This is a genomic window from Kitasatospora sp. NPDC004614 (assembly GCF_042873675.1).
In the GTDB taxonomy this organism is placed as follows: domain Bacteria; phylum Actinomycetota; class Actinomycetes; order Streptomycetales; family Streptomycetaceae; genus Kitasatospora.
In genome coordinates, this window is the sequence record NZ_JBIALR010000013.1 from 165,289 (window position 1) to 190,974 (window position 25,686).

The 25,686-nt window shown below is 73.5% G+C and carries 24 protein-coding genes; 14 read left to right on the forward strand and 10 right to left on the reverse strand.

Annotation, left to right across the window (positions count from 1 at the left end; translation table 11 throughout):
* Nucleotides 1-95 precede the first annotated feature (95 nt).
* A complete protein-coding gene (locus tag ACFYST_RS25100) occupies nt 96-434 on the reverse strand; it encodes an MGMT family protein (RefSeq protein ID WP_387637571.1) in 339 nt (112 codons plus the stop codon).
* A gap of 143 nt (nt 435-577) precedes the next feature.
* On the opposite strand from ACFYST_RS25100, the gene ACFYST_RS25105 reads away from it, so the two are divergent.
* The gene (locus ACFYST_RS25105; RefSeq protein ID WP_387865593.1) at nt 578-3,370 is read left to right on the forward strand and encodes a lysylphosphatidylglycerol synthase domain-containing protein; all 2,793 of its coding nucleotides are present in this window, start codon (nt 578-580) and stop codon (nt 3,368-3,370) included.
* Here the strand turns inward: ACFYST_RS25105 and ACFYST_RS25110 are convergent.
* The 6 genes from ACFYST_RS25110 to ACFYST_RS25135 form a co-directional block, all read right to left on the reverse strand.
* A complete protein-coding gene (locus tag ACFYST_RS25110) occupies nt 3,367-4,293 on the reverse strand; it encodes an NAD-dependent epimerase/dehydratase family protein (RefSeq protein WP_387865596.1) in 927 nt (308 codons plus the stop codon). The genes ACFYST_RS25105 and ACFYST_RS25110 overlap by 4 nt on opposite strands.
* A 150-nt stretch (nt 4,294-4,443) precedes the next feature.
* Nucleotides 4,444-5,622 (reverse strand): adenylyltransferase/sulfurtransferase MoeZ, encoded by a 1,179-nt coding sequence (gene moeZ / locus ACFYST_RS25115; RefSeq protein ID WP_387865598.1) that lies wholly within the window; start codon nt 5,620-5,622, stop codon nt 4,444-4,446.
* Nucleotides 5,623-5,783: 161 nt separating this feature from the next.
* Nucleotides 5,784-6,728: an NAD-dependent epimerase/dehydratase family protein gene (locus tag ACFYST_RS25120; protein ID WP_387637580.1), complete on the reverse strand. Its 945-nt coding sequence runs from the start codon at nt 6,726-6,728 to the stop codon at nt 5,784-5,786.
* On the reverse strand, nt 6,725-7,798 hold the full coding sequence (locus ACFYST_RS25125; protein WP_387637582.1) for a hypothetical protein: 1,074 nt from the start codon (nt 7,796-7,798) through the stop codon (nt 6,725-6,727). The genes ACFYST_RS25120 and ACFYST_RS25125 overlap by 4 nt, the downstream gene beginning before the upstream one ends.
* A complete protein-coding gene (locus tag ACFYST_RS25130; protein ID WP_387865601.1) occupies nt 7,795-9,327 on the reverse strand; it encodes a DUF3492 domain-containing protein in 1,533 nt (510 codons plus the stop codon). The genes ACFYST_RS25125 and ACFYST_RS25130 overlap by 4 nt, the downstream gene beginning before the upstream one ends.
* 300 nt (nt 9,328-9,627) lie before the next feature.
* Nucleotides 9,628-10,545: an alpha/beta fold hydrolase gene (locus ACFYST_RS25135; RefSeq protein ID WP_387637587.1), complete on the reverse strand. Its 918-nt coding sequence runs from the start codon at nt 10,543-10,545 to the stop codon at nt 9,628-9,630.
* A gap of 226 nt (nt 10,546-10,771) precedes the next feature.
* Here ACFYST_RS25135 and ACFYST_RS25140 point away from each other — a divergent pair, with 226 nt between their 5' ends.
* From ACFYST_RS25140 to ACFYST_RS25150, 3 genes are all read left to right on the forward strand, one after another.
* Nucleotides 10,772-11,428: a TetR/AcrR family transcriptional regulator gene (locus tag ACFYST_RS25140; RefSeq protein ID WP_387637590.1), complete on the forward strand. Its 657-nt coding sequence runs from the start codon at nt 10,772-10,774 to the stop codon at nt 11,426-11,428.
* 141 nt (nt 11,429-11,569) lie between these two features.
* A complete protein-coding gene (locus ACFYST_RS25145; protein ID WP_387637592.1) occupies nt 11,570-11,797 on the forward strand; it encodes a DUF3107 domain-containing protein in 228 nt (75 codons plus the stop codon).
* A 121-nt stretch (nt 11,798-11,918) separates the two neighbouring features.
* Nucleotides 11,919-12,200 (forward strand): hypothetical protein, encoded by a 282-nt coding sequence (locus ACFYST_RS25150; RefSeq protein WP_387865603.1) that lies wholly within the window; start codon nt 11,919-11,921, stop codon nt 12,198-12,200.
* 7 nt (nt 12,201-12,207) lie between these two features.
* Here the strand turns inward: ACFYST_RS25150 and ACFYST_RS25155 are convergent, their stop codons facing one another.
* On the reverse strand, nt 12,208-12,933 hold the full coding sequence (locus ACFYST_RS25155; protein WP_380487407.1) for a ferritin-like fold-containing protein: 726 nt from the start codon (nt 12,931-12,933) through the stop codon (nt 12,208-12,210).
* Between the two features lie 582 nt (nt 12,934-13,515).
* Here ACFYST_RS25155 and ACFYST_RS25160 point away from each other — a divergent pair.
* The 6 genes from ACFYST_RS25160 (at nt 13,516) to ACFYST_RS25185 (ending at nt 19,808) form a co-directional block, all read left to right on the forward strand.
* Nucleotides 13,516-15,735: a DEAD/DEAH box helicase gene (locus tag ACFYST_RS25160; protein ID WP_387865606.1), complete on the forward strand. Its 2,220-nt coding sequence runs from the start codon at nt 13,516-13,518 to the stop codon at nt 15,733-15,735.
* 191 nt (nt 15,736-15,926) lie between these two features.
* Nucleotides 15,927-16,781: an alpha/beta fold hydrolase gene (locus ACFYST_RS25165; RefSeq protein ID WP_387865608.1), complete on the forward strand. Its 855-nt coding sequence runs from the start codon at nt 15,927-15,929 to the stop codon at nt 16,779-16,781.
* Between the two features lie 418 nt (nt 16,782-17,199).
* Complete coding sequence (locus tag ACFYST_RS25170) at nt 17,200-17,343, forward strand: hypothetical protein (RefSeq protein WP_167349416.1); 144 nt, start codon at nt 17,200-17,202, stop codon at nt 17,341-17,343.
* Between the two features lie 259 nt (nt 17,344-17,602).
* Nucleotides 17,603-18,241 carry a DUF6758 family protein gene (locus ACFYST_RS25175; protein WP_387637604.1) on the forward strand — a complete coding sequence of 213 codons (639 nt, stop codon included), beginning with the start codon at nt 17,603-17,605 and terminating at the stop codon, nt 18,239-18,241.
* A gap of 47 nt (nt 18,242-18,288) precedes the next feature.
* Entirely contained in the window at nt 18,289-19,137 is an 849-nt protein-coding gene (locus tag ACFYST_RS25180; protein ID WP_387637607.1) for a PHP domain-containing protein, read from the forward strand.
* A 53-nt stretch (nt 19,138-19,190) separates the two neighbouring features.
* Nucleotides 19,191-19,808: a MarC family protein gene (locus ACFYST_RS25185; protein WP_387637610.1), complete on the forward strand. Its 618-nt coding sequence runs from the start codon at nt 19,191-19,193 to the stop codon at nt 19,806-19,808.
* Nucleotides 19,809-19,849: 41 nt separating this feature from the next.
* Here ACFYST_RS25185 and ACFYST_RS25190 read toward each other — a convergent pair whose 3' ends face one another.
* A complete protein-coding gene (locus ACFYST_RS25190; RefSeq protein ID WP_387865610.1) occupies nt 19,850-20,500 on the reverse strand; it encodes a suppressor of fused domain protein in 651 nt (216 codons plus the stop codon).
* A gap of 436 nt (nt 20,501-20,936) precedes the next feature.
* Between ACFYST_RS25190 and ACFYST_RS25195 the strand changes: the two genes are divergently transcribed.
* Entirely contained in the window at nt 20,937-22,052 is a 1,116-nt protein-coding gene (locus ACFYST_RS25195) for a magnesium and cobalt transport protein CorA (RefSeq protein WP_387637614.1), read from the forward strand.
* Between the two features lie 18 nt (nt 22,053-22,070).
* Here ACFYST_RS25195 and ACFYST_RS25200 read toward each other — a convergent pair whose 3' ends face one another.
* Complete coding sequence (locus ACFYST_RS25200; RefSeq protein WP_387865613.1) at nt 22,071-22,988, reverse strand: DMT family transporter; 918 nt, start codon at nt 22,986-22,988, stop codon at nt 22,071-22,073.
* A gap of 120 nt (nt 22,989-23,108) precedes the next feature.
* Between ACFYST_RS25200 and ACFYST_RS25205 the strand changes: the two genes are divergently transcribed.
* From ACFYST_RS25205 to ACFYST_RS25215, 3 genes are all read left to right on the forward strand, one after another.
* Entirely contained in the window at nt 23,109-23,639 is a 531-nt protein-coding gene (locus tag ACFYST_RS25205; RefSeq protein WP_387865616.1) for a hypothetical protein, read from the forward strand.
* Between the two features lie 136 nt (nt 23,640-23,775).
* Complete coding sequence (locus ACFYST_RS25210) at nt 23,776-25,059, forward strand: magnesium transporter MgtE N-terminal domain-containing protein (protein WP_387637622.1); 1,284 nt, start codon at nt 23,776-23,778, stop codon at nt 25,057-25,059.
* Nucleotides 25,049-25,678 carry a DUF1003 domain-containing protein gene (locus tag ACFYST_RS25215; RefSeq protein ID WP_387637625.1) on the forward strand — a complete coding sequence of 210 codons (630 nt, stop codon included), beginning with the start codon at nt 25,049-25,051 and terminating at the stop codon, nt 25,676-25,678. The genes ACFYST_RS25210 and ACFYST_RS25215 overlap by 11 nt, the downstream gene beginning before the upstream one ends.
* The last annotated feature ends 8 nt before the right edge of the window (nt 25,679-25,686 follow it).

Genomic DNA, 25,686 nt, shown 5'->3' on the forward strand with positions numbered 1-25,686 from the left:
ACGGCGGTTCAGTGGCGGGCGGTGGGGAGAGTGGGGCCCGCCGCATCGAGCCTACGATCCTGCACCCACAGACCCCTCCCGCGCACGTTCCCCGGTCAGGGCTGTGCGGCTGTCCCGTCCCAGCGGGCGGCCCGCAGATCGACCCTGGGCTCGCCGGCGACGGTGCGCAGCGGGGTGCCCTCGGCGCGGTACTCGGGCAGCGCCCGGTGCTCGTGGCCGGGCAGCGGCCGCCCGTCCGCGCGGATCACCCGCCACCAGGGCACCGAGCCGCCGTACATCGCCATCACCCGGCCGACCTGGCGGGGGCCGCCGCGGCCCAGGTACTCGGCGACGTCACCGTAGGTCATCACCCGGCCCGGCGGGATCCGCTCGGTCAGGTCGAGCACCGCCTCCGCGTACGGCGGGATCTCGGGCACCTCGTCCGGCTCGGTCATCCGACGTATTCTTCCCCATCCGGTCGATTTCCAGCACCCCGTGCGAGCGATGCGGCACGCGGGATACCGCCCCTGGACCGCACCGGGGTTCCGGGCATGGCAGCATCTTCGGGGCAGTGCGACACGCGAGGAAACAAGACCAGATGACCGGGACGGCTGAATTGAACGTGGACAAGGGCTCCGAGGAGTCCGCCACCGACGGTTCCGCCCCGCGGGGCAAGGACGCCCCACCACCGGTCGACCTGCGCCACCGGGCGCGGGACGCGCACCACACGGGGGAGGACGCGGTGGCCGCTCAGCTGCCGCCGGACGACGGGTCGGACCGTCCGGACACACCGGACCGGCCGCCGGAGCGACCGGACCAGCACGGGAACGGACAGAACGAGCGACCCGACGACGAGCAGCCCGACAACGAGCGACCCGACGACGAGCAGCCCGAGGCGGGCGAGCCGGGCGGCGAGTACCTGGCGGTCGACGAACCGCTGCTGCCGCCGCGCGCCCACCGGCCCTCGGACCTGCTGCGGTTCCTCGCCGGGCTGCTCGGCATCGTCGCGGTGTTCGTGCTGGCGCAGGTGGCGGTCTCCACCACCAGCGGCATCGAGAGCGACATCACGATCAATGCCAAGCGGATCCCGGACCTGCTGTCCACCATCGCCGCGCTGGTCTCCTCGGTCGCGGTGCTGGCGGTGCCGTTGGCGTTCGCGGTCGAGCGGCTGATCAAACGCGACGGCCTGCGGGTCGCCGACGGCGTGCTCGCCTCGGTGCTCGCGTACGGCGTCTCACTGGGCGTCGACTGGTGGGTGGCGGCCAGCGCCCCCGAGGAGATCCGCAACGCGCTGACCCAGTTCCCGCCGGGCGACGGCGAGCAACTCACCGATCCGGTGCACGGCTACCTCGCCCCGGTGATCGCGTACATGACCGCCGTCGGCATGTCGAGCCGGCCGCGCTGGCGGGTCGCGCTGTGGATCGTGGTGATCCTCTCCGGCGCGACCGAACTGGTCAACGGCTACACCACCCCGCTGTCGCTGCTGCTCACCGTGCTGATCGGCTGGTCGGTGGCGTACGGCACGCTGTACGCGATCGGCTCGCCGAACATCCGGCCGACCGGGCAGCACCTGATGATCGGCCTGCGCAAGGTCGGCTTCACCCCGTCCGCCGCGCACACCGCCCCCGACGGCCCCGGCGGCACCCGCCGCTACCTGGTCGTGCAACAACAGGGGCCGCTGCTCGACGTGCACATCATCGACCGCGAGCAACAGGCCTCCGGCTTCTTCTACCGGGCCTGGCGGCGGCTGCGGCTGCGCTCGGTCGCGGTCCGCCGCAGCCCGCAGTCGCTGCGCCAGGCACTCGAACAGGAGGCGCTGATCGCGTACGCGGCCGCCGCCTCCGGGGCCCGCGCCCCGCAACTGGTCGCCACCTCCGAGCTCGGCCCGGACGCCGCGATCCTGGTCTACGAGAACGTGGCCGGCCGCACCCTGGACGAGCTCGCCGACGAGGAGGTCACCGACGCGGTGATGACCTCGTTCTGGACGTCGGTGGCCACCCTGCACGAGCGCCGGATCGCCCACCGCCGGCTCACCGGCGAGTCCCTGCTGGTGGTGGACGACCGCACCGGCTGCCTGATCAACCTGTCCGGCGGCGACATCGCGGCCGGCGACCTGACGCTGCGCATCGACATCGCCCAGCTGCTCACCACCTTCGCGCTGCGCACCGGCCCGGAGCGGGCGGTGGCCGCCGCCACCGAGGCGCTCGGCCCGACCCGGATCGCCGAGGCGCTGCCGCTGCTGCAACCGGTCGGCCTGAGTCGGCAGACCCGCGGCGACCTGAAACGGATGACCAAGGAGCGGAAGGCCGCCGCGAAGGCGCTGGCGCTCAAGCAGGTCGCGTCGGGCGAACGCACCCAGCAGCAGGCCGAGGAGGACATCGCGCAGGCCAACGAGGACCTGCTGTCCAAGCTGCGCGGGCAGATCCTGCAGATCGCCCCCGAGGCGCCGCTGGCCCCGGCCAAGCTGGAACGCCTCAAGCCGAAGACGCTGATCATGCTGGTGGCGCTGACCTTCGCCGCCTACCTGGCGCTGACCACGATCCGGCCGGACCAGTTCAAGGTCTCCCAGATGAACTGGGCCTGGGCGGCGGCCGCGCTGGCCGCCGCGGCCGCCTCGTACGTCGCCGCGGCGATGAGCCTGACCGGTTTCGTCCCGGAGAAGCTGCCGTTCGGCCGGACGGTCGCGGCGCAGGTCGCGGGGTCGTTCGTGAAGCTGGTCGCGCCTGCGGCGGTCGGCGGCATCGCGCTGAACACCCGCTACCTGCAGAAGGCCGGGATCCGGCCGGTGCAGGCCGCCGCCTCGGTGGGCGCCTCCCAGCTGGCCGGGCTCGGCGGCCACCTGCTGCTGCTGTTCGCCTTCGGCCTGATCACCGGCACCCAGACCAACGGGGACCTGGGCGCCTCCCGGGCGGTGATCATCGGGGTGCTGTCCGCCGCGGTGCTCGCCCTGGTGGTGGCCGCGGTCGCCCCGCTGCGCCGGTTCGTGGTGACCCGGGTCCGCTCGCTGTTCTTCGGCGTGATCCCGCGGATGCTCGACCTGATGCAGACCCCGCGCAAGCTGGTCACCGGCTTCGGCGGCATCCTGCTGCTGACGCTGTCCTTCACCGCCTGCCTGGACGCCTCGGTGCAGGCGTTCGGCGGCGGCGGGCACGTCACCTACTCGGCCGTCGCCGTGGTGTTCCTGACCGCGAACGCGGCCGGTTCGGCGATCCCCACCCCGGGCGGCATCGGCCCGGTCGAGATCGCCCTGATCGGTGCGCTGACCGCGGCCGGCGTCCCGCTCACGGCGGCCACCCCGGCGGTGTTCCTGTACCGCCTGCTGACCTTCTGGCTCCCCGTCCTCCCGGGCTGGATCGCCTACAACGTCCTCCAGCGCAGGAGTGCGCTCTAGCCCTTCGGGTACACGGCGACGATCCCGGCGAGCATCTCCTCCCAGGCCGTCGGCGCCAGCCCGAAGGTCTCGCGGGTGGCGCTGTCGTCGATCACGAACGGGCGCTCGAACTGGTAGGCGGTCTCCCGGGCGGCGCGGATCGTCGGGTCGGCCAGGCCGAGCAGGACGAGCACCGGGCGGGGGATGCCGGTGACCTTCGCGGCGGGCCGCCCGGCGGCGGCGCACAGCTCGGCGACCACCTGCCGCTGGCTGCGCGGCGCGTTGCTCGGCACGTGCCAGGCCCGGCCCCAGGCGCGCTCGTCGGCGGCGACGGTGGCCAGCAGGCGGGCGACGTCCTGCGGGTCCGTCCAGCTGTGGGGCGCGTCCGGGTCGCCGAGGACCTGGACGGTGCGGCCGGCCAGGGCGCGGGAGAACGCCCGGTCGTCGAGCGCGCCGACCGCGTTCGCGGCCAGGTAGTCGGAGCCGCGCACCTCGGTGACCCGGACCCGCCCGGCCTGGTGCGCGGCCAGCGCGTCGCGCCACATCGTGGCCCGCACCTCGCCCTTGGTGGAGACCGGCCGCAGGGGCGTGTCGGGGCTCATCGGCCCGTCCACCGCGCCGTAGCCGTACAGGTTGGAGACGGTGGCCAGCACCGCGCCGCCGTGCTCGGCGGTGGCGAGCAGCGACGCGGCGAGCGGCGGCCACACCTCGGGCCAGCGGTGGTACGGCGGGTTGGCGCAGTTGTAGAGGACCGCGGCGCCCTCGGCGGCGGAGCCGAGCGCCTGCGGGTCGGACGCGTCCAGTTGCAGGCGGCGCACGCCCTCCAGCGGGGCGGCGGAGGCGCCGGTGCGGGTGACCACCACGACCTCCTCGCCGCGCTCGGCGAGCAGCCGCGCGGTGGCCGAACCGACCGGCCCGGCCCCGACCACCACATGCTTGCCCATCGGACTCCCCCGCTCCCTCGAACTCGAACGCCCGCGCCACGGCCGGCGCAGGGGTGCTGTTCCGCACCCATGGTCACGCAAAACCGCCCGACCGGGGGAATTCCCCTGGTCGGGCGGCTCGATGACTGCGCGTCAGCGCGGGGCGTGGCGTCAGTAGACGGGCTTCTCCGGCTCGATCTGGTTGACCCAGCCGATCACGCCGCCACCCAGGTGCACCGCGTCCGCGAAGCCCGCGGCCTTGAGCACGGCGAGCACCTCGGCCGAACGGATACCGGTCTTGCAGTGCAGCACGATCCGCTTGTCCTGCGGCAGGTCCTGCAGGGCGTTGCCCATCAGGAACTCGTTCTTCGGGATCAGACGGGCGCCCGGGATGCTGACGATCTCGTACTCGTTGACCTCGCGGACGTCGATGATGTCGATGTCCTCGCCGTTGTCGATCCACTCCTTGAGCTGCTTGGAGGTGATCGTGGAGCCGATCGCGGCGGCCGAGGCCTCCTCCGAGACGACACCGCAGAACGACTCGTAGTCGATCAGCTCGGTGACGGTCGGGTTCTCGCCGCAGACCGCGCAGTTGGGGTCCTTGCGGACCTTCACCGAGCGGTACTGCATCTCCAGGGCGTCGTAGATCATCAGTCGGCCGACCAGCGGCTCGCCGATGCCGGCCAGCAGCTTGATCGCCTCGTTGACCTGGATCGAGCCGATCGAGGCGCACAGCACACCGAGCACGCCGCCCTCGGCGCAGGACGGGACCATGCCCGGCGGCGGGGCCTCCGGGTAGAGGCAGCGGTAGCACGGGCCGTGCTCGGCCCAGAAGACGCTGGCCTGGCCGTCGAAGCGGTAGATGGAGCCCCACACGTACGGCTTGCCGAGCAGCACCGCGGCGTCGTTCACCAGGTACCGGGTGGCGAAGTTGTCGGTGCCGTCGACGATCAGGTCGTAGCCGGAGAAGATCTCCATCACGTTGTCGTTGTCGAGGCGCTCCTCGTGCAGCACCACGTTGACCAGCGGGTTGATCTCCTTGACGGAGTCGCGCGCGGACTCGGCCTTGGAACGGCCGATGTCGGACTGGCCGTGGATGATCTGGCGCTGCAGGTTCGACTCGTCGACGGTGTCGAACTCGACGATGCCGAGCGTGCCGACACCGGCGGCGGCCATGTACATCAGGGCCGGCGAGCCGAGGCCGCCGGCGCCGACACAGAGCACCTTGGCGTTCTTGAGCCGCTTCTGCCCGTCCATACCCACATCGGGGATGATCAGGTGGCGGGAGTACCGGCGGACCTCTTCGACAGTGAGCTCGGCGGCCGGCTCGACCAGGGGTGGCAGCGACACGGGGACTCCGATGGTCGTCAGTTTCTCGTTCGACTACGCCAACAGTGTCACGCGCCGGGGGTATTCCAAGACAGCAGGTCCATTTGCTGAGATGGCCGGCGCCGGATGGCGAGACTTCGCACCCCGCGCCGAACCCCCTGGTCAAGCCGCGCCCAACCGGATCAGACCCGGCAGGCGGTCTCCAACCAGACGTCCCCGAGCGACTCCTCCAGCGGCACCTGTGTCCGCCATCCGAGACGGTCCCGGGCGGTCCGGACGTCCGCCTGCCGCCAGTGCACCGGCTCGGCGGCCGCCCGCGCCTCGGCCGCCCGGACGCCCTCCGCGGCCGTCTGCTGCGCGGGCAGCACCACCTGGCGGGCGTCCTCGCTGATCGTCCCCTCGAAACCGGACGCCCTGACCAGCAGGTGTGCCGCCTCCCGGGCCCGCACCGCGTGGCCGCTGCCGATGTTGATCACCCCGGTGGCCGCGGACACCGCCGCCGCCTGGATCGCCCGCGCCACGTCCCGGACGTCCACGAAATCCCGGTAGCCGGACAGGTCCGGCATCCGCACCTGGGCCTCGTCCTGCTCCAGCGCCCGCCGCAGGCCCTCCGCCAGCCGCCCGAACAGCGAGGCCGTCGGGGACCCCGGGCCGACCACGTCGAACACCCGCAGCACCAGCGCGTCCAGGCCCGAGCTCAGCACCAGCTCGGTGCCCGCCAGCTTCGACACCCCGTACGGCCCGACCGGACGCGGCTCCGCGCCCTCCGGGATCGGCCCGCCCGGCTGGGCCGGACCGTACTCCGCGGCCGACCCGACGTGCACCAGCCGGGCGGGCTCCCGGCTGCGCCGGATCGCCTCGCAGACCGTGGCCACCGCCAGCGTGTTCGCCCGGATCAGCGCCCGGGACGTCCCGTAGGTCGCCCCCGCGCAGTTGATCACCACCTGCGGGGCGACCGCGTCCAGGAACCGGGCCAGCGCGCCCGGACTCCCCGAGGCCAGGTCGAACCTGATGTCGGCGGAATCGCTCCGGCCCAGCACGGTCACCTGGAGCCCCTCCTCCGCCAGCAGCCGGTCGGCGACCCGCCGGCCGATGAACCCGTCGGCTCCCAGCAGCAGCACCCTCATCGGGCCCAAGTCCTTCCATCAGGCCCGGCACCGGCCGGGCAACGAGATCTGATCGACAAGTCGGAGTACGCGCCCGGCCGGGTGGTGAGCGGCCAGGCGTGCCCGGCCAGCAGCACGGCCGGGCCGAGCGCGGCGGCCAGCACCGGGCCCGACGGCGGCGCCCCGAGCCAGTGCGCGGGGCCGGGCAGCGAGAGGACGGCGGCGCCGACCGCGGCGGTCAGCACCGCGATCGCGGCGGTGCCGGGCCGCCCCGCGCCGCGCACCACGCCGGCCAGCAGCGGCAGCACGCCGCACACCAGCAGCGCGGCCTGCACGGTGCCGGACCGGCCCCCGACCGTCACCCGGCCCAGCACGGCGAGCACGGCCAGCTGCGCCAGTACGGCCAGCGGCAGCACGGGCCGCAGCCGGGAGCGGAACTCCCGCAGCGTGGCGACCCCCGTCTGCCGCTGCCCGAACCGGCGCACCCGGGCCGCACCCCACCCGGCGACCGCACCGCCGAGCGCGACCACGAGCGCCGCGCCGGGGTCGGCGGCGCAGAGCAGGGCGAGCAGCAGTCCGCTGCCGGCGCCCTCGCCGAGCGCGGACTGCTGCGCGCACTGGCCGGTCCACCATCCGGACGGCCCGGGTCCGGCCTGCGCCGGGTCGTCGAGCAGCCCGTCGTCCGGCTGCCACCCGGCGACCGGCCCCGGCACGCTTCCGCGCCGGTCGGCGACCAGCGCGTGCCCGCCCGCGCCGACCAGCACGGCCAGCACCCCGCCCGCCACCCCGCCGAGCGCGGCGGCCGGCAGCAGCGGCAGCAGCTGGACGGCGGCGCCGCACAGCGCGGCGGGCAGCCGGGCCGGGGCCACCGGCAGCGGTTCGGGCGCGGGCGGGCGGCGCGGCACCCGGGCGTACAGCTCCTCGGCGAGGCCGAAGACGTCGGCGTGCCGGTAACGGGCGGCGCCGTCGGCGGCCAGGCCGGAGTCCTCCAGGGCGGCGGCGATCTCCAGCGGGTCCACCGCGCGCTCGCACAACTCGCGGTTGGCATCCAGGAGTTCGCGGACGGGATCCGCTGATGGCGACGTGGTCACACCGCCTCCGCGAGCGCGGGCAGCGGTGTCCCGCCGGCGGCCACCCAGTACTCGGCGGGGCGGGCGAACGGCCGCGCCAGGGTGCCGGGCCCGGCCGGGAAGGCCGGGTAGCGGGAGACCAGTTCGAGGTAGATCTCGCGGAACGCGCCGACCACGGGCTCCACGCCGAAGCGCTCCTGCGCCCGCAGCCGACCGGCCAGACCCAGCCGGGAGCGCCGCTCCCGGTCGCGCAGCAGCGCCAGGCAGGCCCCGGCGAGGGCACGCGGGCTGCGCGGCGGCACCAGCAGCCCGGCCCCAAGCACCTCGCCGGCCACCCCGACCTCGGTCGCGACCACGGCGCGGCCGCTGAGCATGGCATCGGCGAGCAACCGGGGGCTGCACTGGGCGAGCGCGCTGAACACCACGACGCTGCCCGACTCCCAGGCCGCGGCCAGACTCTCCGGCCGTCCGGCGAACTCGACGGCCCCGGCGATGCCGAGCCGATCGGCGATCGCCTCGCAGTGCGCCAGGTAGCCGGGCGCGCCCTCCTCGCCGTACATCCGCAGCCGGGCCTCGGGCAGTTCGGCGCGGACCTGCGCGAAGGCGTGCAGCATCAGTTCGGGGTCGCGGCCGGGCTCCAGCGCGCCGGCCCAGACCAGGGTGGGCACCTCGGGTTCGGCCCCGGCGGCGTCCCGCCCGGTGGCGGGGGTGCCCTCGTGGACGATCCGGGTCCGGACGGGGTCGCCGCCGCAGTGCCGCTGCCACTGCCGGTCGTAGTCGCTGCCGGGGGTGAGCACGGCGGCCTGCCGGTAGGTCTCCTCGGTGAGCTGCCGGAAGAACGACAGCAGCAGAGCGCGCACCGGCCAGCGGTAGGGGGCCGAGCGGTAGCCGCGGTACTGCTCGCGCAGGTGCAGGCCGTGCTCGGTGACGACGAACGGGACGCCGTGCAGTTCGCGGGCGACCAGCGCGGGCAGCGCGGCCGGGCCGCCGCCGACCACGTGGCACAGGTCGGCGCCGCCGAGCCCGGCCGGTCCGGTGCCGTACCAGGGCGCGGACAGTGGCCGCAGGCACTGTTCGAGCAGGTCGGCGGCGACCAGCACGTCGCAGACCTGCGGCCCGCCGCCCGCGGTGTCGGCGCCGGGCATCCGCCAGATCCGCTCCAGCGCACGGTGCGCGTGGCCGGAGGCGAGGAACGCGGGCAGCGCGTCGTCCTCCCGTCCGAGCGCGGCCAGCCGGTACAGCGCGGGCCCGAACCCGGCCCGCTCGCCGGGCATCACCAGTGCGCGGACCAGTTCCTCGTACGCCCGGAGGTAGCCGCGGCGGCGCAGCGCGGTGGGCCCGCGGCCGGCCGGGCGGCGGCCCCAGATGGGCAGTTCGTGGACGCCGTGCAGGCCGCGCACCCCGGTGGGCAGGGCGGGCCCGTCACCGGGGAGCAGCCGGTAGAGCCGGAACTCGTGCTCGGGCAGGCCGCCGACCAGCCGGCCGCACCAGCCTCCTCCACCACGCTGCGCGTTGGTGTGACTGCCCTCGGTGAGCAGAGCTATGCGCACGACGCCTCCTGAGCAAGAGCGTTTCGACGGGGTTCCGGCCCTACGACACAGGAAGTGCGTCCGTGCTCGACGGCCGTCCGGCCGGCGTCCGCTCCCCGCGTCCACCGGCGTCGCCGTCTCGCCCCCCACACCTGTTCGGTCCGACAACACGACGGTAGAGCGCCGGGCCGGACCCCTTGGGGGCCCGGCCCGGCTTGCCACCTGATCGAGTGAACGGCCGTGACCTCACGCGCCTCAGCTGCGTTCTCGCCCGCAATGCCCGGTGTACTCAGCGCCCGGGGTGCTCAGCGCCCGAGGTACTCAGCGCCCGGCGTCGACCTCCGCGAGCAGTTCGCGCACCGCGCGGGCCACCGGCTCGGGGTGCTCCAGCATCGCCACGTGCCCGGACTCGGGGAGCACCAGCAGCCGGGCGTCCCGGAACGCGGCGCAGGCCCGCCGGGCGGAGCGGTAGGAGACCAGCTTGTCCTTCAGCCCGTACACCAGCAGCACCGGCACCTCGACCTGCCGGGCCTGCCGCCACAGCGACTGCTCGCCGCGCTCGGTGTAGGCGCTGACGATGCCGCGCGCGGACCCGGCCATCGCGTGCAGCCCGTACGGCAGCGCGGTGCGGCGCCGGTACTCGGCGACGGCGCGGGCCCGGCGGTGCGCGGGGATGCCGTCGGGGTCGCCGTAGACCAGCCGCAGCAGTTCGGCGGTGACGCTCTCCGGGTCGCTGCCGGCGTTGCGGCGGCGGATCAGTTCGGCGACGCCGGGGACGGCCAGCAGCCCGGTGGGCCAGGCGGTGCGCTGCGGGGGCAGTTCGGGCAGTGCCGGGGAGATCAGGGTGAGGCTGCGCACCAGGTCGGGCCGGAGCGCGGCGAGCCGGACGGAGACCGCGCCGCCGAGCGAGTTGCCGAACAGGTGGACCGGTCCGCGGCCGGTCTCCTCGAGGTAGCCGATGACGGCGCGGACGTGTCCGGAGACGCTCAGGTTCCCGTCCAGCGGCGGCGCGGACCAGCCGAAGCCGGGCAGGTCGACCGCTTCGCCGTCGACGTCGTCGGAGAGCTGGTCGAGCAGCTCCAGCCAGTTGTCGCCGGAGCCGCCGAGCCCGTGCACGAACAGGGCGGGCGGGAGTCCGTCGCGGGGTTCGGTATGGCGGCTGACGGCCACTTCCGCTCCGGGCACCTCGACGGTGCGGTAGGGCTCCAGGGCGGCGGGAGGGTGCTGGGCGGCGCTCATGGAGCACGATGGTAGTGAGGACGGCTCGCCACCGGTGCGATTCGGCCCGTCCCGACCCGTTCCCGGGCCCGTTCGGACCTGTGGACACCCCTGGTCCGGGCCGTATTGTGGGCTCCCGACAAGGGCGGTGGTGCGCTTTACTCGGCTTCACCCGCGCACGAGCGGGTTACCGAAAAGTAGAATCAACACCTTGCCAGCCATCGCAGACCGTGAAGTGAGGAGCGCCGTGACGGCCATCCAGGAGGCGCAGGAGCGCCCGCGCGGTGCCCGCCTGCCGCGAAGCGCCCGCCGTGAACAACTGCTCGGAGCCGCCCAGGAGGTGTTCGTCGCCCAGGGCTACCACTCGGCCGCCATGGACGACATCGCCGAGCGGGCCGGCGTCAGCAAGCCGGTGCTGTACCAGCACTTCCCCGGAAAGCTGGAGCTCTACCTCGCGCTGCTGGACAAGCACTGCGACGCCCTGGTGGACGGCACCCGGGCGGCGCTGGAGGCGACCAACGACAACAAGCAGCGCGTCGCCGCCACCATGGAGGCGTACTTCCACTACATCTCCAGCGAGTCCGGCGCGTTCCGGCTGGTCTTCGAGTCGGACCTGACCAACGAGCCGGCCGTGCGCGACCGGGTCGAGCGGGCCACCGACCTGAGCGCCACCCTGGTCTCCAAGGTGATCGCCGAGGACACCGACCTGCCGGAGGCGGAGGCCAAGCTGCTCGCGGTCGGTGTCTGTGGCATGGCCCAGATCACCGCCCGGTACTGGCTGTCCCAGGAGTCCGAGATCCCGCGCGACGAGGCGATCCGGCTGGTCGCCAGCCTGGCCTGGCGCGGTCTGAAGGGCTTCCCGATGCACCCCGCCTTGGAGGGCTCCGGCGCCGGCGGCGAGTGAGCGCCGATTCGGCCCTGAGCGGACCGACCCGGGACGTTCGCCTCCGAGCCGCTCCGCTGCCTTAAGGTGAAGCCCGTACGGCGCGCCGCCCGCGAAATGCGGTTCGAGCGCGCGCGGCCAGCTACCGGAGGGACGGAAGCCGTGGAGGTCAAGATCGGCGTGCAGAACGCGAACCGGGAGATCGTCCTGGAGAGCGCGCAATCTGCCGAAGAGGTCACGGAAGCGGTCGCCAAGGCCCTGGACGGCAGCGCTAAGCTGCTCACCCTGTCCGACGAGCACGGCCGCAAGGTGATGGTCCCGGCGGACCGCCTCGCCTATGTCGAGATCGGCGAGCCGTCCGTCCGCAAGGTCGGCTTCGGCACGCTCTGAGTCTGCGTTCACCGGCGCCCCGTTCCCCCACCTGGGGGGACGGGGCGCCGTGCTGTGTACCGGCGGCCCCGGGCGGGTAGGCGGTGGGTGCCGCAGCGCCGCACAACCCCGGGAGGCAGCCGTGTGGGAGACGACCGCGTTCGTCCTGATCGGCCTCGCCGTCGGGTTCGGCGCCCTACTGGTCCGGCCCGAGCTGTTCCCCGGGTCGCGCGCCCTGCCGGTCGGCACCGCCCTGGTGTCCGCCGTGCTGGCCGGGCGGCTCACCCACTACGTGATGGACGGGCACGTCCCGGCGGTGCAGCTGGCGGTGTCCGTCCTGGTGGCGGTGCTGCTGGTGTCGGTGCCGGCCCGGCCGGACCTCGCGGACCGGCGCCGGCGCGGCGGCCGGCACCGGCACGCCTGACCACCGCTCAGGAGGCCAGCCCGAGCGCGGCCATCCGCTTGGTGTGGGCCTCGGTGATCCGGTTGAACATCTTGCCGACCTCGACCAGGTCGAAGCCGCGCACGTGCGCGCCGCCGACCAGCAGGTTCGACAGCGCGTCCCGCTCGGCGACCACCCGCTGCGCCTGGCTGAGCGCCTCGCCCATCAGTCGCCGGCCCCACAGCGCGAGCCGCCCGCCGACCCGCGGGTCCTCCTCGATCGCCTGCCGCACCCGGTCCACCGCGAACTCGCCGTGCCCGGTGTCGGCCATCACGCGCAGCACCAGGTCCCGGGTGTCGTCGTCCAGCCGGACCGCCACCTCGCGGTAGAAGTCGGTCGCGATGGCGTCACCGACGTACGCCTTGACCAGGCCCTCCAGCCAGTCGGACGGGGCGGTCATCCGGTGGAAGGCCTCCAGCGGCTCGACGAACGGCTCCATCACCGCGACCGGGTCGGCGCCCACCTCGGCCAGCCGGTCGTGCAGCAGCTGGTAGTGCTGGAACTCGGCGGAGGCCATCCGGGCCAGCGCGGCCTTCTCCGCGATGCCGGGCGCGAACTTGGCGTCCTCGGCGAGCCGCTCGAAGGCGCTCAGCTCGCCGTACGCGAGCGCGCCCAGCAGGTCGAGCACCGCCGCGCGGTACTGCGGGTCGGCGGCCCGGGCCGTCCAGGGCCCGATCGAGTCGGTGATCCCGTCACCGGGTTCCTGAGTCTCCATGGCACCTGACCTTAGTGGTCCCGACAGGTCCGGGGACCGCCCGCAGCCGTCCCGCCACCCCGGCGCGGCCGGTCGGAGTATTCGCCGTCACGTGTTCGAGTCGTCGCTTGACTGTATGGTAGGTAGTGAGGCCAGGTGTGAACCCGCGCGGCCCGTCCGTTCATCGGCAGGCCGCGCAGTCGTACCCGGTGGCGTTTCCGCCGCCCGGTGCACCGCTCCCGGCGCTCACGTACGCGGATGCCCGGTCGGAGACCCGATCGGCTCCGACCTGGCCCGAGCCTCGGGCCCAGGCACCGCATCAGGCCGAGCGAGGGCCGCCGCGGACCGCGCCAGGACGCGCCGGGCCGCACGCCCCCGTCAACGGGACGCCCTCCCCCGCGCCGCCCGCCCGACGCGCCCCTCACCGGGCAGCGCGGGCACGGCAGGACGCGCTCGAACTCGGCCCCTCCACACGGAAGAGGCAGCACCCTGTCCAGCACCGCCGAACCCATCAAGACGACCTTCCGGGAACTCGGGATCCTCCCGGAGACCGCCGAGGCCCTGGAGGCCGTCGGCATCGTCCACCCCTTCCCGATCCAGGAGATGACCCTGCCGGTCGCGCTGACCGGCCACGACGTCATCGGCCAGGCCAAGACCGGCACCGGCAAGACCCTCGGCTTCGGCCTCCCGCTGATCGAGCGGGTCGTGGTCAAGGCCGACGTCGCCGCCGGCCGGGCCACCACCGAGCAGCTCACCGACAGCCCGCAGGCGCTCATCGTGGTCCCCACCCGCGAGCTGTGCACCCAGGTCACCAACGACCTGCAGACCGCCGGCAAGGTCCGCAACGTCCGCGTCCTCGCCGTGTACGGCGGCCGCGCCTACGAGCCGCAGGTCGAGGCCCTGAAGAAGGGCGTCGACATCGTCGTCGGCACCCCCGGCCGCCTGCTCGACCTGGCCGGCCAGCGCAAGCTCGACCTGTCCCAGGTCCGCGCGCTGGTGCTGGACGAGGCCGACGAGATGCTCGACCTCGGCTTCCTGCCCGACGTCGAGAAGATCATCACCATGCTGCCCGCCAAGCGGCAGACCCTGCTCTTCTCCGCCACCATGCCCGGCCAGGTCATCTCGCTGGCCCGCCGGTACATGAGCCAGCCCACCCACATCCGGGCCGCCGCACCGGACGACACCGGCACCACCGTCGCCAACATCGAGCAGCACATCTTCCGTGCGCACTCGCTCGACAAGGTCGAGATGGTCTCCCGGATCCTGCAGGCCGACGGCCGCGGCCTGGCGATGATCTTCTGCCGCACCAAGCGCACCGCCGCCGACGTCGCCGACCAGCTCACCAAGCGCGGCTTCGCGGCCGGCGCGGTCCACGGCGACCTCGGCCAGGGCGCCCGCGAGCAGGCGCTGCGCGCCTTCCGCAACGGCAAGGTCGACGTCCTGGTCTGCACCGACGTCGCCGCCCGCGGCATCGACGTCGAAGGCGTCACCCACGTCATCAACTACCAGTGCACCGACGACGAGAAGACCTACCTGCACCGGATCGGCCGCACCGGCCGGGCCGGCGCCTCGGGCACCGCCGTCACCCTGGTCGACTGGGACGACATCCCGCGCTGGCAGCTCATCAACAAGGCGCTGGACCTGCCGTTCAACGACCCGGAGGAGACCTACTCCACCTCCCCGCACCTGTACGAGCTGCTCCGCATCGCGCCCGGCACCAAGGGCATCCTGCCCCGCTCCGAGCGCACCCGGGCCGGCCTCGCCGCCGAAGAGGTCGAGGACCTCGGCGAGACCGGCGGCCGCGGCCAGCGCGCCGCGGGCCGCAACGGTGGCGGCCGCGGTGGACGGGGCGCTGCCGCCCCCGAGACCCCGGCTCCCGCCGAGCGTCCGTCCCGTCGCAGCCGCGAGCGACGCCGCACCCGCGGCGGCAGCTCCGTCGCCGACGCTCCGGCCACCCCCGAGGTGACCACCGCCGAGCAGCCCACCGCCGCTCCGGCCGCACCCGGTGAGGGCCGCAGCTCGCGTCGCCGCAACCGCAACCGTCGCAACTCCGCGGCCGCCGCGCCGGCCGTGGTCGAGACGGTCGCCGAGGTCGTCGTCGAGACGGCTGCCCCCGCGGTCGTCGCGGAGCCGGTCGCCGAGACCCCCGCCGCCCGCACCCCGCGCAAGCGCACCCGCAAGGCTGCCGCGCCGGTCGTCGAGACGGTCGCCGAGGTCGTCGTCGAGACGGTCGCCCCGGCGGTCGTCGCGGAGCCGGTCGCCGAGACCCCGCGCAAGCGCACCCGCAAGGCCGCGGCCGCGCCGGTGGTCGAGGAGACCGTCGAGGCCCCGGCTCCGCGCAAGCGCGCGACCAAGAAGGCTGCCGCCGCTGTCGAGGTCGTCGCTGAGGAAGCCGCTCCGGCTCCCCGCAAGCGGACGACCAAGAAGGCTGCCGCCGCCGTCGAGGCCGTGACCGAGGAGGCCGCTCCGGCTCCGCGCAAGCGCGCCACCAAGAAGGCTGCCGCCGCTGTCGAGGTCGTCGCCGAGGAAGCCGCCCCGGCTCCCCGCAAGCGGACCACCAAGAAGGCCGTCGCCGCCGTCGAGACCGCGGCGGAGGAGATCCCGGCGCCGCGCAAGCGGACGACCAAGAAGGCTGCCGCCGCTGTCGAGGCCGTCGCCGAGGAAGCCGCCCCGGCTCCCCGCAAGCGCGCCACCAAGAAGGCCGTCGCTGCCGAGGTCGCGACCGAGGAAGCCGCGCCGGCCCCGCGCAAGCGCGCCGTCAAGAAGGCCACGACCGAGGAGATCCCGGCCCCGCGCCGGACCCGCAAGGCCGTGGAGAAGTAACACCGCACCACCCCACCCGCCGGGGAGGGCCCGACCGCCAGGTCGCGCCCTCCCCGGCGGCATTTCCGCCGCCCTGCCCCAGCGCCGCCCCGCCCCTCGGCGTTTCCCCCGGCTCCGGCCGCCGGAGGCGGATTTGTGCTGCGTAGGGTGGCCCCGGGTTGTCGGGTGATCTGCCGGGAGGGCACGGAGATATGAGTACGCCGCCGTTTCTGAAGCTGCCGGGGTGTGTGCGGGCGGTCCGGGTGGGTGGGCTGGCGGCGTTGTGGGGGGAGCCGGTGGGGCCGGCGCGGGGGACGGCGTTGCTGGTGCCGGGGTTCACCGGGAGCAAGGAGGACTTCATCGCGCTGCTGGAGCCGCTGGCCGGGGCCGGGTTCCGGGTGGTCGCGGTGGATCAGCGCGGCCAGTACGAGTCGGGTGGCCCGGCCGACCCTGAGGCGTACTCGGTGCGAGCGCTGGGGGCGGACGTCCGGGCGCTCTCCGCGGAGCTGGAGGCCGAGGGCGGGCCGCTGCACCTGCTGGGGCACTCGTTCGGTGGTCAGGTGGTGCGGGAGGCGGTGCTGTCGGCGCCCGGCGCGTTGCCGTGGGCGTCGCTGACGCTGATGTCGACGGGGCCGGGGGCGATCGATCCGGCGGAGGCGGCGCGGACGAGGCTGCTGCTGGACGCGCTGGAGTCGATGGACCTGGAGTCGATCTGGCAGGTGATGCGGCAGCTGGAGGGTGAGCGGGTGCCGCCGCTGGATCCGGAGATCGCGGACTTTCTGCACCGTCGCTGGCTGGCGAACCTGCCGCAGGCGCTGAAGGCGGCGGCGGCGCACCTGGTGGCCGCGCCGGACCGGGTGGACGAGTTGGCGGCGGTCGGGCTGCCGAAGCTGGTGCTGTCCGGCGAGCGGGACTACGCCTGGCCGGTCGAGGAGCAGTCGCGGATGGCGGAGCGCCTGGGCGCGCTGCGCACCGTGGTCCCCGGCGCGGGGCACTCGCCGAACGCGGAGCGTCCGGCCGAGACGGCGGCGGCCCTTGCCTCGTTCTGGTCCGCGCAGGGCGCGTGACGGCGGGGCGCACCGTTTTCCCGGCGGATCCGGGCCATGGGCGGGCCTTCTGACGGTTGATCAGAAGTCGGCTCCCGTTTTCGCGCGACAAGGATCGTTAGCTCGGGTAATATTTGATTCAGTCCGGAATCAGAACCCTCCGACGGCCGCACCCTCCTCCGGCCGTCGAAATGACGGATTTACCGGCGGGAAACCGCCGGGTAGCAGCGTCGCGGCACAGTGAGACAGGGGCATCGTCGCCCCACTCCGGCTGCCGCACTGTAAGTGCCGCTGAAGAAGTCCTGCTTGAGAGTGGGGGGAGCGACGGGTGACTGCACCTGCCGGACGTCCGACCCAGCCAGTGCCGGCAGGCCATCGCACGATGGCCTACCGCCGGCCGAGTCCGCCTCGGAGCCCGAGGACGGGAAGGGAGAGGCCCATGCGTTTCGAGATCCTTCGTCTGGATCACGCCGGAGCGGAGACCGATCGACTGATCGCCGACGCGGCGACCGTCTCCGAGTACCTGAAGACCGCCGCGCAAACGGGCGAACGCCTGTACATCCGGCCGTGCAAGGCCGTGTGACCGAACGCGGACGAGCCGCCGAGCCGTCCGACGTTCCGATACCCGGCTGACGCCCCGTCACCACAGGAGACCCCTGGGACGACGGGGCGTCAGTGTGTTCGGGGGCCGCGACCTGCGGGGGGTTTGGTGCCCTGCCGCCCGGGACATCTACCCTGCCGGACCCGGGCCGTTGCCGGGGCGGCGGGTGGCGGCTCGTGGCGGACTCCTTCCGGGTGATCGTCCTTGACGCAGCAGTCCGGAGGGAGGACCGTTGTCGGTTATGAGGGGCGAGCCAAGCTGTCCGCGATGTGCCGGTCGGGTCCGCGCCCCCGGCCTCTTCTCCGACACCTGGCAGTGCGACCGGCACGGTGCCGTACACCCGATGCAGCCGGTACTGCCCCCCAGTATCGAAGCCCTGAACGTTGCCGTGAACCGCTCCCAGGTGCCCGTCTGGATGCCCTGGCCGCTGCCGGTCGGCTGGCTGTTCACCGGGATCGCGCACGCGGGTGACGACCTGTCGGGGGCGCGCGCCACCGCCGTCGCCTGCTCGGGGCCGGCCCCGCTCGGCGGGTTCGGCGAACTGGTGCTGGTGGCCGAGGAACTGGGCATCGGCCTGGGCGCCCGCTACGCGGGACTGGACGGGCCGGACCCGGGCGAGGACGTCGCGCTGTACAAGCCCGCGGACGCCAAGCTGATGGCGGCCGGCCGGCCGACCCCGATGTTCCACGTCCCCGGCGCCCCGGACGACCGGGCGGTGTACGTCGGCGAGGCGCGCGGCCTGTGGCTGTGGGCGATCGCCTGGCCCGAGCAGTCGGCGCTGCTGATGCACGACGAACTGGTACTGACGGACCTGCGCGACGCGGGGGCCGAACTCGGCCTGCTGCCCTGCGGGGCACTCTCCCCCCGTCTGCTCGGCTGAGCCACTCCCCGCCCCTGCCGTCCCGGCGGCTCCCTATCCTGGGCGCCATGCGTATCGATCTGCACGCCCACAGCAACGCCTCGGACGGCACCGACTCCCCGGCCGAACTGGTCGCCAACGCGGTGGCCGCGGGCCTGGACGTGGTGGCGCTGACCGACCACGACACGGTGGCCGGGTACGGCGAGGCGACGGCCGCGCTGGCCGGGACGGGTCTGACCCTGATTCCGGGCGCCGAACTCTCCTGCCAGGTGGGCGGGATCAGCATGCACCTGCTGGCGTACCTGTTCGACCCGGCGGAGCCGGCCTTCGCGGCCGAGCGGGAGCTGGTGCGCACCGACCGGTTCCGGCGAGCGCGGGCGATCGTGGAACGCTGCCGGGAGCTGGGCGCGCCGATCAGCTGGGAGCAGGTGCAGCGAATCGCCGGGGCCGGTTCGGTGGGCCGTCCGCACATCGCGTCCGCGTTGGTGGAGGCGGGCGTGGTGGCGAGCGTCTCGGACGCGTTCACGCCCGAGTGGCTGGCCAACGACGGGAGGGCGGACGTCCGCAAGCACGAGACCGACCCGGCGCTCGCGGTGCGGCTTGTACGGGCGGCGGGGGGCGTACCGGTTTTCGCTCACCCCGGAGCGGACAAGCGGGGCCGGACGGTGTCGGACCAGGTGATCGCCGATCTTGCGGCGGCCGGGCTGGCCGGCCTGGAGGTCGACCACACCGACCACGACGAACCGACCCGGGCCCGACTCCGCACGCTGGCAAGCGAGTTGGGGCTTCTTGTGACGGGCTCCAGCGACTACCACGGCAGCCGCAAGATCGTCCGACTGGGCGAGTACACCACTGCGCCAGAGGTGTACGAAGCACTGGTGTCCCAGGCGACCGGAGCCACTCCCATCACCGGCTGAAAGACCCGGCGCGTCCTGCCGCACCCGGGGTCCGAAGCGCGCACAATCCCGGCATGCTCACCGTCATCGACGGCAAGGTCTTCGGCTCACTCTTCATCACGCTGTTCGTGATCATGGACCCGCCGGGCATCATGCCGATCTTCCTGGCGCTCACCTCCGGCCGGACGCAGAAGGTGCAGCGCCGGATGGCCTGGCAGGCCACGCTGGTGTCACTCGGGGTGATCACCTGCTTCGGGCTGTTCGGGCACCAGATCCTCGACTACCTGCACGTCTCGATCCCGGCCCTCCAGGCCTCCGGCGGGGTCCTCCTGCTGCTGATCGCGCTGGACCTGCTGACCGGCCGGATCGAAGAACCCACCCAGACCAAGGACGTCAACGTCGCCCTGGTCCCACTGGGCACCCCGCTGCTGGCCGGGCCCGGTGCGATCGTCGCGGTCATCCTGGCCGTACAGGGGGCCAGCACCGGAACGCAGCACCTGGCGCTCTGGTCGGCGATCGTCATCATGCATCTGATCCTCTGGCTGACCATGCGGTTCTCACTGTCGATCATCCGGGTGATCCAGGAGGGCGGCGTGGTCCTGATCACCCGGCTGGCCGGCCTGCTGCTGTCGGCGATCGCGGCGCAGCTGGTGGCCAACGGGGTGTTCGGCTTCATCGAGCTCCACCCCTAGGCCTCCACCCCTGGGCCTCAAACCCCCGGGCCGACGCGGGCTCAGTCCAGCGGGACGCCGCGGCGGTTCGGGTCGCGCAGGTCGGTGCCGTGCTTCAGCCAGCGTTCCTCCAGGGCGCCCGCGCCCTGGACGCGCTTGAACGCGGCCTCGTTGGGCGTCATCGGCAGCAGCGGCAGGAAGCGCACCGCCTCGGCGGGGGCCGGGAGTTCGAGGTCCTCGACCAGGCCGCCGGGCTCGGCGGCCAGCACCGAGGTGAACGGGGCGCCGGTCCACAGCGGGGAGCCCAGGTCGAGCGAGCCGCCGGGGGCCACCACCAGGCCCTCGACCTGCGGGCTGGCGGCGAACACCACCAGCGCCTTGTGCACCTCGTCCCGCCCGCCGCGCACGGTCAGCACCAGCTCGGCGCGCGGGCCGCGCACCGGGTCGGCGACGGGCGAGGACGGGTCGGCCATCGGGGCGGCGGCCATGCCGAGCGTCGCGTATCGGACCAGGCCCTCGGCGTCCGGGCCGAAGCGCAGCACCTCGATGCGGTCCGCGCCGACGAAGGTGACCGCGGCGCGGCCGGAGGGATCGCCGAAGGTGCCGATCAGCCGCGCCTCGACGGCGGCCAGAACGGTCTGCCGGGTCGGGCCGGAGCCGTGGCCGGCGTCGGGATCGGAGAAGTCGCCGAAGAGCGGGAAGTCGTGCGCCATGCCGCGACCTTAGCGCGCGGCGCGCGGGCAAGCTTTGGCGCGACCTTTACCCGGCGGACGCCGAACTCCGGGGCTCAGTACGGGGAAGAGCTGTTAATGTGAGCGGTCGGCCTTGTGAATACGAACCAGGGCCGCGACGGCCCCCGCGCGGGCCCCGGCGTGGAGGAGGTGGTCACGGTGGACAGCAGTCGACCATGCAGTACCGGCAGCTCTCTCCGGCCCACCCTGGCCCGCCGCCTTCACGGCTGACCTGGGCTCACACGCAGCGTGGCGTCCGGCCGGGAGAGCACCTTCCCCGGGGTCGAGCCGTCGAAACCCGCCCAGCAACGGCTTTCTGGCGCACCATCGGCTCCGGCGTGTCCACCGGTGTTTTCCGCCGTCGCGTTCGCCCTGCCCTGCCGGGGTGCGCGCCGGTCCGGCCCAAGGAGTCCGCGCCATGTCGATGATCAACAACCTGCGCGCCGCCGTCGTCCGCCCGACCCGCCGCCGGGCCGGTGACGATCTCGGACTGCCCTCCGGTACCAGCCCGTCCGCGGTGGTGGACTGCGCCGTCTACCAGCAGGGCAAGCGGATCGGCGAGACCTGCAGCCCGCGCGAGGCGGCCCGGCAGGTGAAGGCGGCCCACCAGAGCGGGCCCGGCTCGTTCAGCTGGATCGGCCTGCACGAGCCCACCGAGGCCGAGTTCGAGGGCATCGCCCAGCGCTTCGGCCTGCACCCGCTGGCGGTGGAGGACGCGGTGCACGCGCACCAGCGTCCCAAGGTCGAGCGATACGACAACATGCTGTTCGCGGTGTTCAAGACCGTGCGCTACATCGAGCACGAGCAGCTCACCCCGACCAGCGAGGTGGTCGAGACCGGCGAGCTGATGGTGTTCGCCGGCCCCGACTTCGTGATCACCGTCCGGCACGGCGCGCACTCCTCGCTGCGCGCCCTGCGGCTGCGGCTGGAGGCCGACGCCGAAGGCACCGGCCTGCTCGCCCTCGGCCCGGCGGCGGTGCTGCACGCGATCGCCGACCACGTGGTGGACAACTACCTGCTGGTCGCCGAGCGGCTGCAGAACGACGTGGACGAGATCGAGTACGGCGTGTTCGCCAACCGCGGCGGCAGCGGCGCCGACGTCGGCCGGGTCTACCAGCTCAAGCGCGAGGTGCTGGAGTTCAAGCGCGCCGTCACCCCGCTGCTGCGGCCGATGCTGCAACTGGCCGAGCCCGTCGCGCGACTGGTCGACCCGGAGATGCAGAAGTACTTCCGGGACGTCGCCGACCACCTGGCCCGGGTCAGCGAGCAGGTGCAGGGCTTCGACGAACTGCTCAACTCGCTGCTCCAGGCCAACCTGGCACAGGTCTCGGTCGCCCAGAACGAGGACATGCGCAAGATCACCGCGTGGGCGGCGATCTTCGCCGTCCCCACCATGATCACCGGCGTGTACGGCATGAACTTCGAGCACATGCCGGAACTCCAGTGGACGTACGGCTACCCGACCGTGCTCGGCGTGATCGCGCTGATCTGCGTCGGCATGTACCGGGGCTTCCGCCGCAACGGCTGGCTGTGAGGCCGACCGGGCGGAGCGTCAACGGCGCTCCGCCCGGGCGACCAGGACCAGGCCCAGCAGGATCATCCCGACCGCCGGGTAGGCGGCGACCGGCGGCCACTGGCCGAGCCACACCGCCGCGATCAGCGCCGCGCCCGGGGTCTCCAGCAGGATCGCCGTCGAGGTGATCGACGGGCCCAGCGTGCGCACCACCCGGTTGCTCAGCGAGTGCCCGAGCAGCTGCGCCGCCACCATCAGCAGGACGATCTGCCACCACGCGCCGGCCGGCCAGCCCGACAGCCGCGTACCCATCAGCAGACACACCGCCAGCAGCGCGGCCGCGCAGGTCGCGTAGCAGATCAGGGTGTACGCGGTGGTCGACAGGGTGCGCCGCACCTCCGCGCCCAGCAGCACGTACCCGGCCGCCGCGGCGCCCGCGGCCAGCGCCAGACCGTCCCCGAGCAGGGCGCGCATCGACACCGACAGATCGACGCCGGTCAGCACCAGCACGCCCGCGAACGCCAGCCCCGTGCCCAGCCACACCAGCCGCGGCGCGCGCACCCCGAGCAGGCGCATCAGCAGGATCGTCCACAGCGGAGTGGTCGTCACCAGCGCGGTCGCGGACGCCACCGACGTCATCCGCAGGCTGGGCATCCACAGCGCGAAATGCAGCGCCAGCAGCACACCCGCCGCCATCGCCAGCAGCAGCGATCGCCGGGAGATCCCGCGCAGCTCGGCCCGGTGCCGCCACAGCGCGTACGGGCCCAGCACCGCCACCGACATGCCGTTGCGCCAGAACGCGATCGCCAGCGCGGGCGCGGCGGTCGCGCTGATCAGCGGGGCGGACAGCGAGATGCCCGCGATCGACACCGCCAGCAGCAGCAGGTCGGTGCGCGGCAACACCCGTTGCTGATCGGCCACCGCGGGCGCGGCGGGGGCGGTCCTGGTGGCGAGCACGGTTCTCCTTCGGCGGACGGGGCGGGGCAGGAAACACCGTAAGGGCTGTCTGCCCCTCATGGCACTGTCGTCCCGGGGGATGGAACCGTCCCCCGAGGACCAGGCCGTACGCTGTGCGGCATGGAGCGTACGACGACCGCGAGCCCGGCAGACTTCCTCGACCGGGCCCTGGTGGAGGAGTCCGCCAAGAAGTCCGGCCTGCTCTGGGTGCAGCCCGCCGGGCAGCCGCACGCCCGTCCGCTCTGGCACGCCTGGCACGACGGCGCCGTGATCGTCGTCGGCGACGGCGCCGAACAGCCCCTGCACGGCCTCGCCGCCGGCACCACCGCCACCCTCACCGTCCGCAGCAAGGACAAGGGCGGCCGACTGGTCACCTTCCCCGCCACCGTCACCGCCGTCGCCCCCGGCACCCCCGCCTGGGACGGCGCCGTCGAGGAACTCAAGGGCAAGCGCCTCAACGCCCCCGACACCGACACCATCGGCGACCGCTGGGCCCGCGAGTGCCGCATCCTCCGCCTGGAGCCCGCCGGCCCCCTCGCCCCCCACCCCGACGGCGCCCTCACCGCCATCCCCATGCCCACCCCGGCCACCACCCGCAAACCGATCCCGGCCGGCCTCCCGAAGCTCCTGTTCAAGAAGCGCAGGGGCTGAGCGCAACCGGGGGCGCGGGAAACTGCGCAAGGCGGAAGGCACCCGGCGGAAAGATCGCGGCACCTCAATGACCTGCCGCCCCGACGCGCCACCGATAGATTTGGGTGGTTGTGTCCGTTTCCCCCGAGGGAGTCGCATGGCGGGGCCAGGCAGCCGAGTGTTCATCTCCCACCTCTCCGGGGTCGCGGTGTTCGACCCGAACGGCGACCAGGTGGGCCGGGTCCGTGACGTGGTGGTCTCGTTGCGTCTCGGTGGCAGCCCGCCCAGGGTTCTCGGGCTGGTGGTGGAGGTGATCGGCCGCCGCCGGATCTTTCTGCCGATGACCCGGGTGACCAGTCTGGAGTCCGGCCAGGTGCTCTCCACCGGCCTGCTGAACATGCGTCGGTTCGAGCAGCGTCCGTCGGAGACGCTGGTGCTGGCCGAGCTGCTCGACCGCACCGTCACCCGCACCAAGACCGCCGACGAGGTGACCGTGCTGGACGTCGCGATGGTGCAGACCCGCCTGCGCGAGTGGGAGATCGACAAGGTCTTCGTCCAGGTCGGGAAGCCTCCGTCCCGGCTGCGCAAGGCCAAGGGCGAGCAGCTGCTGCTCGACTGGTCCGCCGTCACCGGTTTCTCGCTGTCGGAGGAGGGTCAGGGCGCGGCCAACCTGCTGGCCACGTTCGAGCAGTTGCGTCCGGCCGACCTGGCGAACGTCATGCACCACCTGTCGGCGAAGCGCCGGGCGGAGGTCGCGGCGGCGCTCGACGACGACCGGCTCGCGGACGTCCTGGAGGAGCTCCCGGAGGACGACCAGGTGGAGATCATCGGCAAGCTCAAGGAGGAGCGGGCCGCGGACATCCTGGAGACCATGGACCCGGACGACGCCGCCGACCTGCTCTCCGAACTGCCCGCCGAGGACGCCGAGCGGCTGCTGCGTCTGATGGAGCCCGCCGAGGCGGCGGAGATGCGCCGGCTGCTCTCCTACGAGGAGGACACCGCGGGCGGCCTGATGACCACCGAGCCGATCGTCCTGGAACCCGATGCCTCGGTCGCCGAGGCGCTCGCCCGGGTACGGATCTCCGACACCAAGCCGGCGCTGGCCGCTCAGGTGTACGTGTGCCGCCCGCCGAACGAGACTCCGACCGGCACCTATCTGGGCACCGTGCACTTCCAGCGGCTGTTGCGCGAGCCCCCGTACACGCTGGTCGGTTCGATCGTGGACGACGACCTCGACCCGCTGCCGCCGAACACCCCGCTCCAGCTGATCACGTCCTACCTGGCCACCTACAACCTGGTGGCGGCGCCCGTGGTCGACGAGGACGACCACCTGCTGGGCGCGGTCACCGTGGACGACGTGCTGGACCACCTGCTGCCGGACGACTGGCGCGAGGGCTCGGCGCACGGCATCCCCACCGACGAGGTGCTCGATGGACAGTGACCGCAAGCGCCACCACGACTCGCCGGGCCAGCGGATCCAGGGCGAGCTGCGCCAGCTGCGCCAGCTGCGCGAACTGCGGACCCGGGAGCAGCGCGTGCGCCGCGAGGAGCGCCCCGGCCAGTCCCCGGGCTCCCGTTCCCGGCTCGACCAGCCGCGCACCGGCCGCCCGGGCCTGATCCACCTGCCCGCCTGGGACCCGGAGGCGTTCGGCAAGCTCTCCGAGCGGATCGCCCGTTTCCTGGGCACCGGCCGGTTCATCGTCTGGATGACGGTGGTGATCATCGCCTGGGTGGCGTGGAACACCCTGCTCCCGCCCGGCGTGCGCTTCGACAGCTACCCGTTCATCTTCCTCACCCTGGTGCTGTCACTGCAGGCCTCGTACGCGGCCCCGCTGATCCTGCTCGCGCAGAACCGCCAGGACGACCGCGACCGCGTCAACATGGAGCAGGACCGGGCCCGCAGCGACCGCAACATCGCCGACACCGAGTACCTGACCCGCGAGGTCGCGGCGCTGCGGCAGGGCCTCGGCGAGGTCGCCACCCGGGACTTCATCCGGTCCGAACTGCAGTCGCTGCTCCGGGAGATCGACGAACGGCGGGAGCCCGCCGACCCGTTGTGACCCGCGGC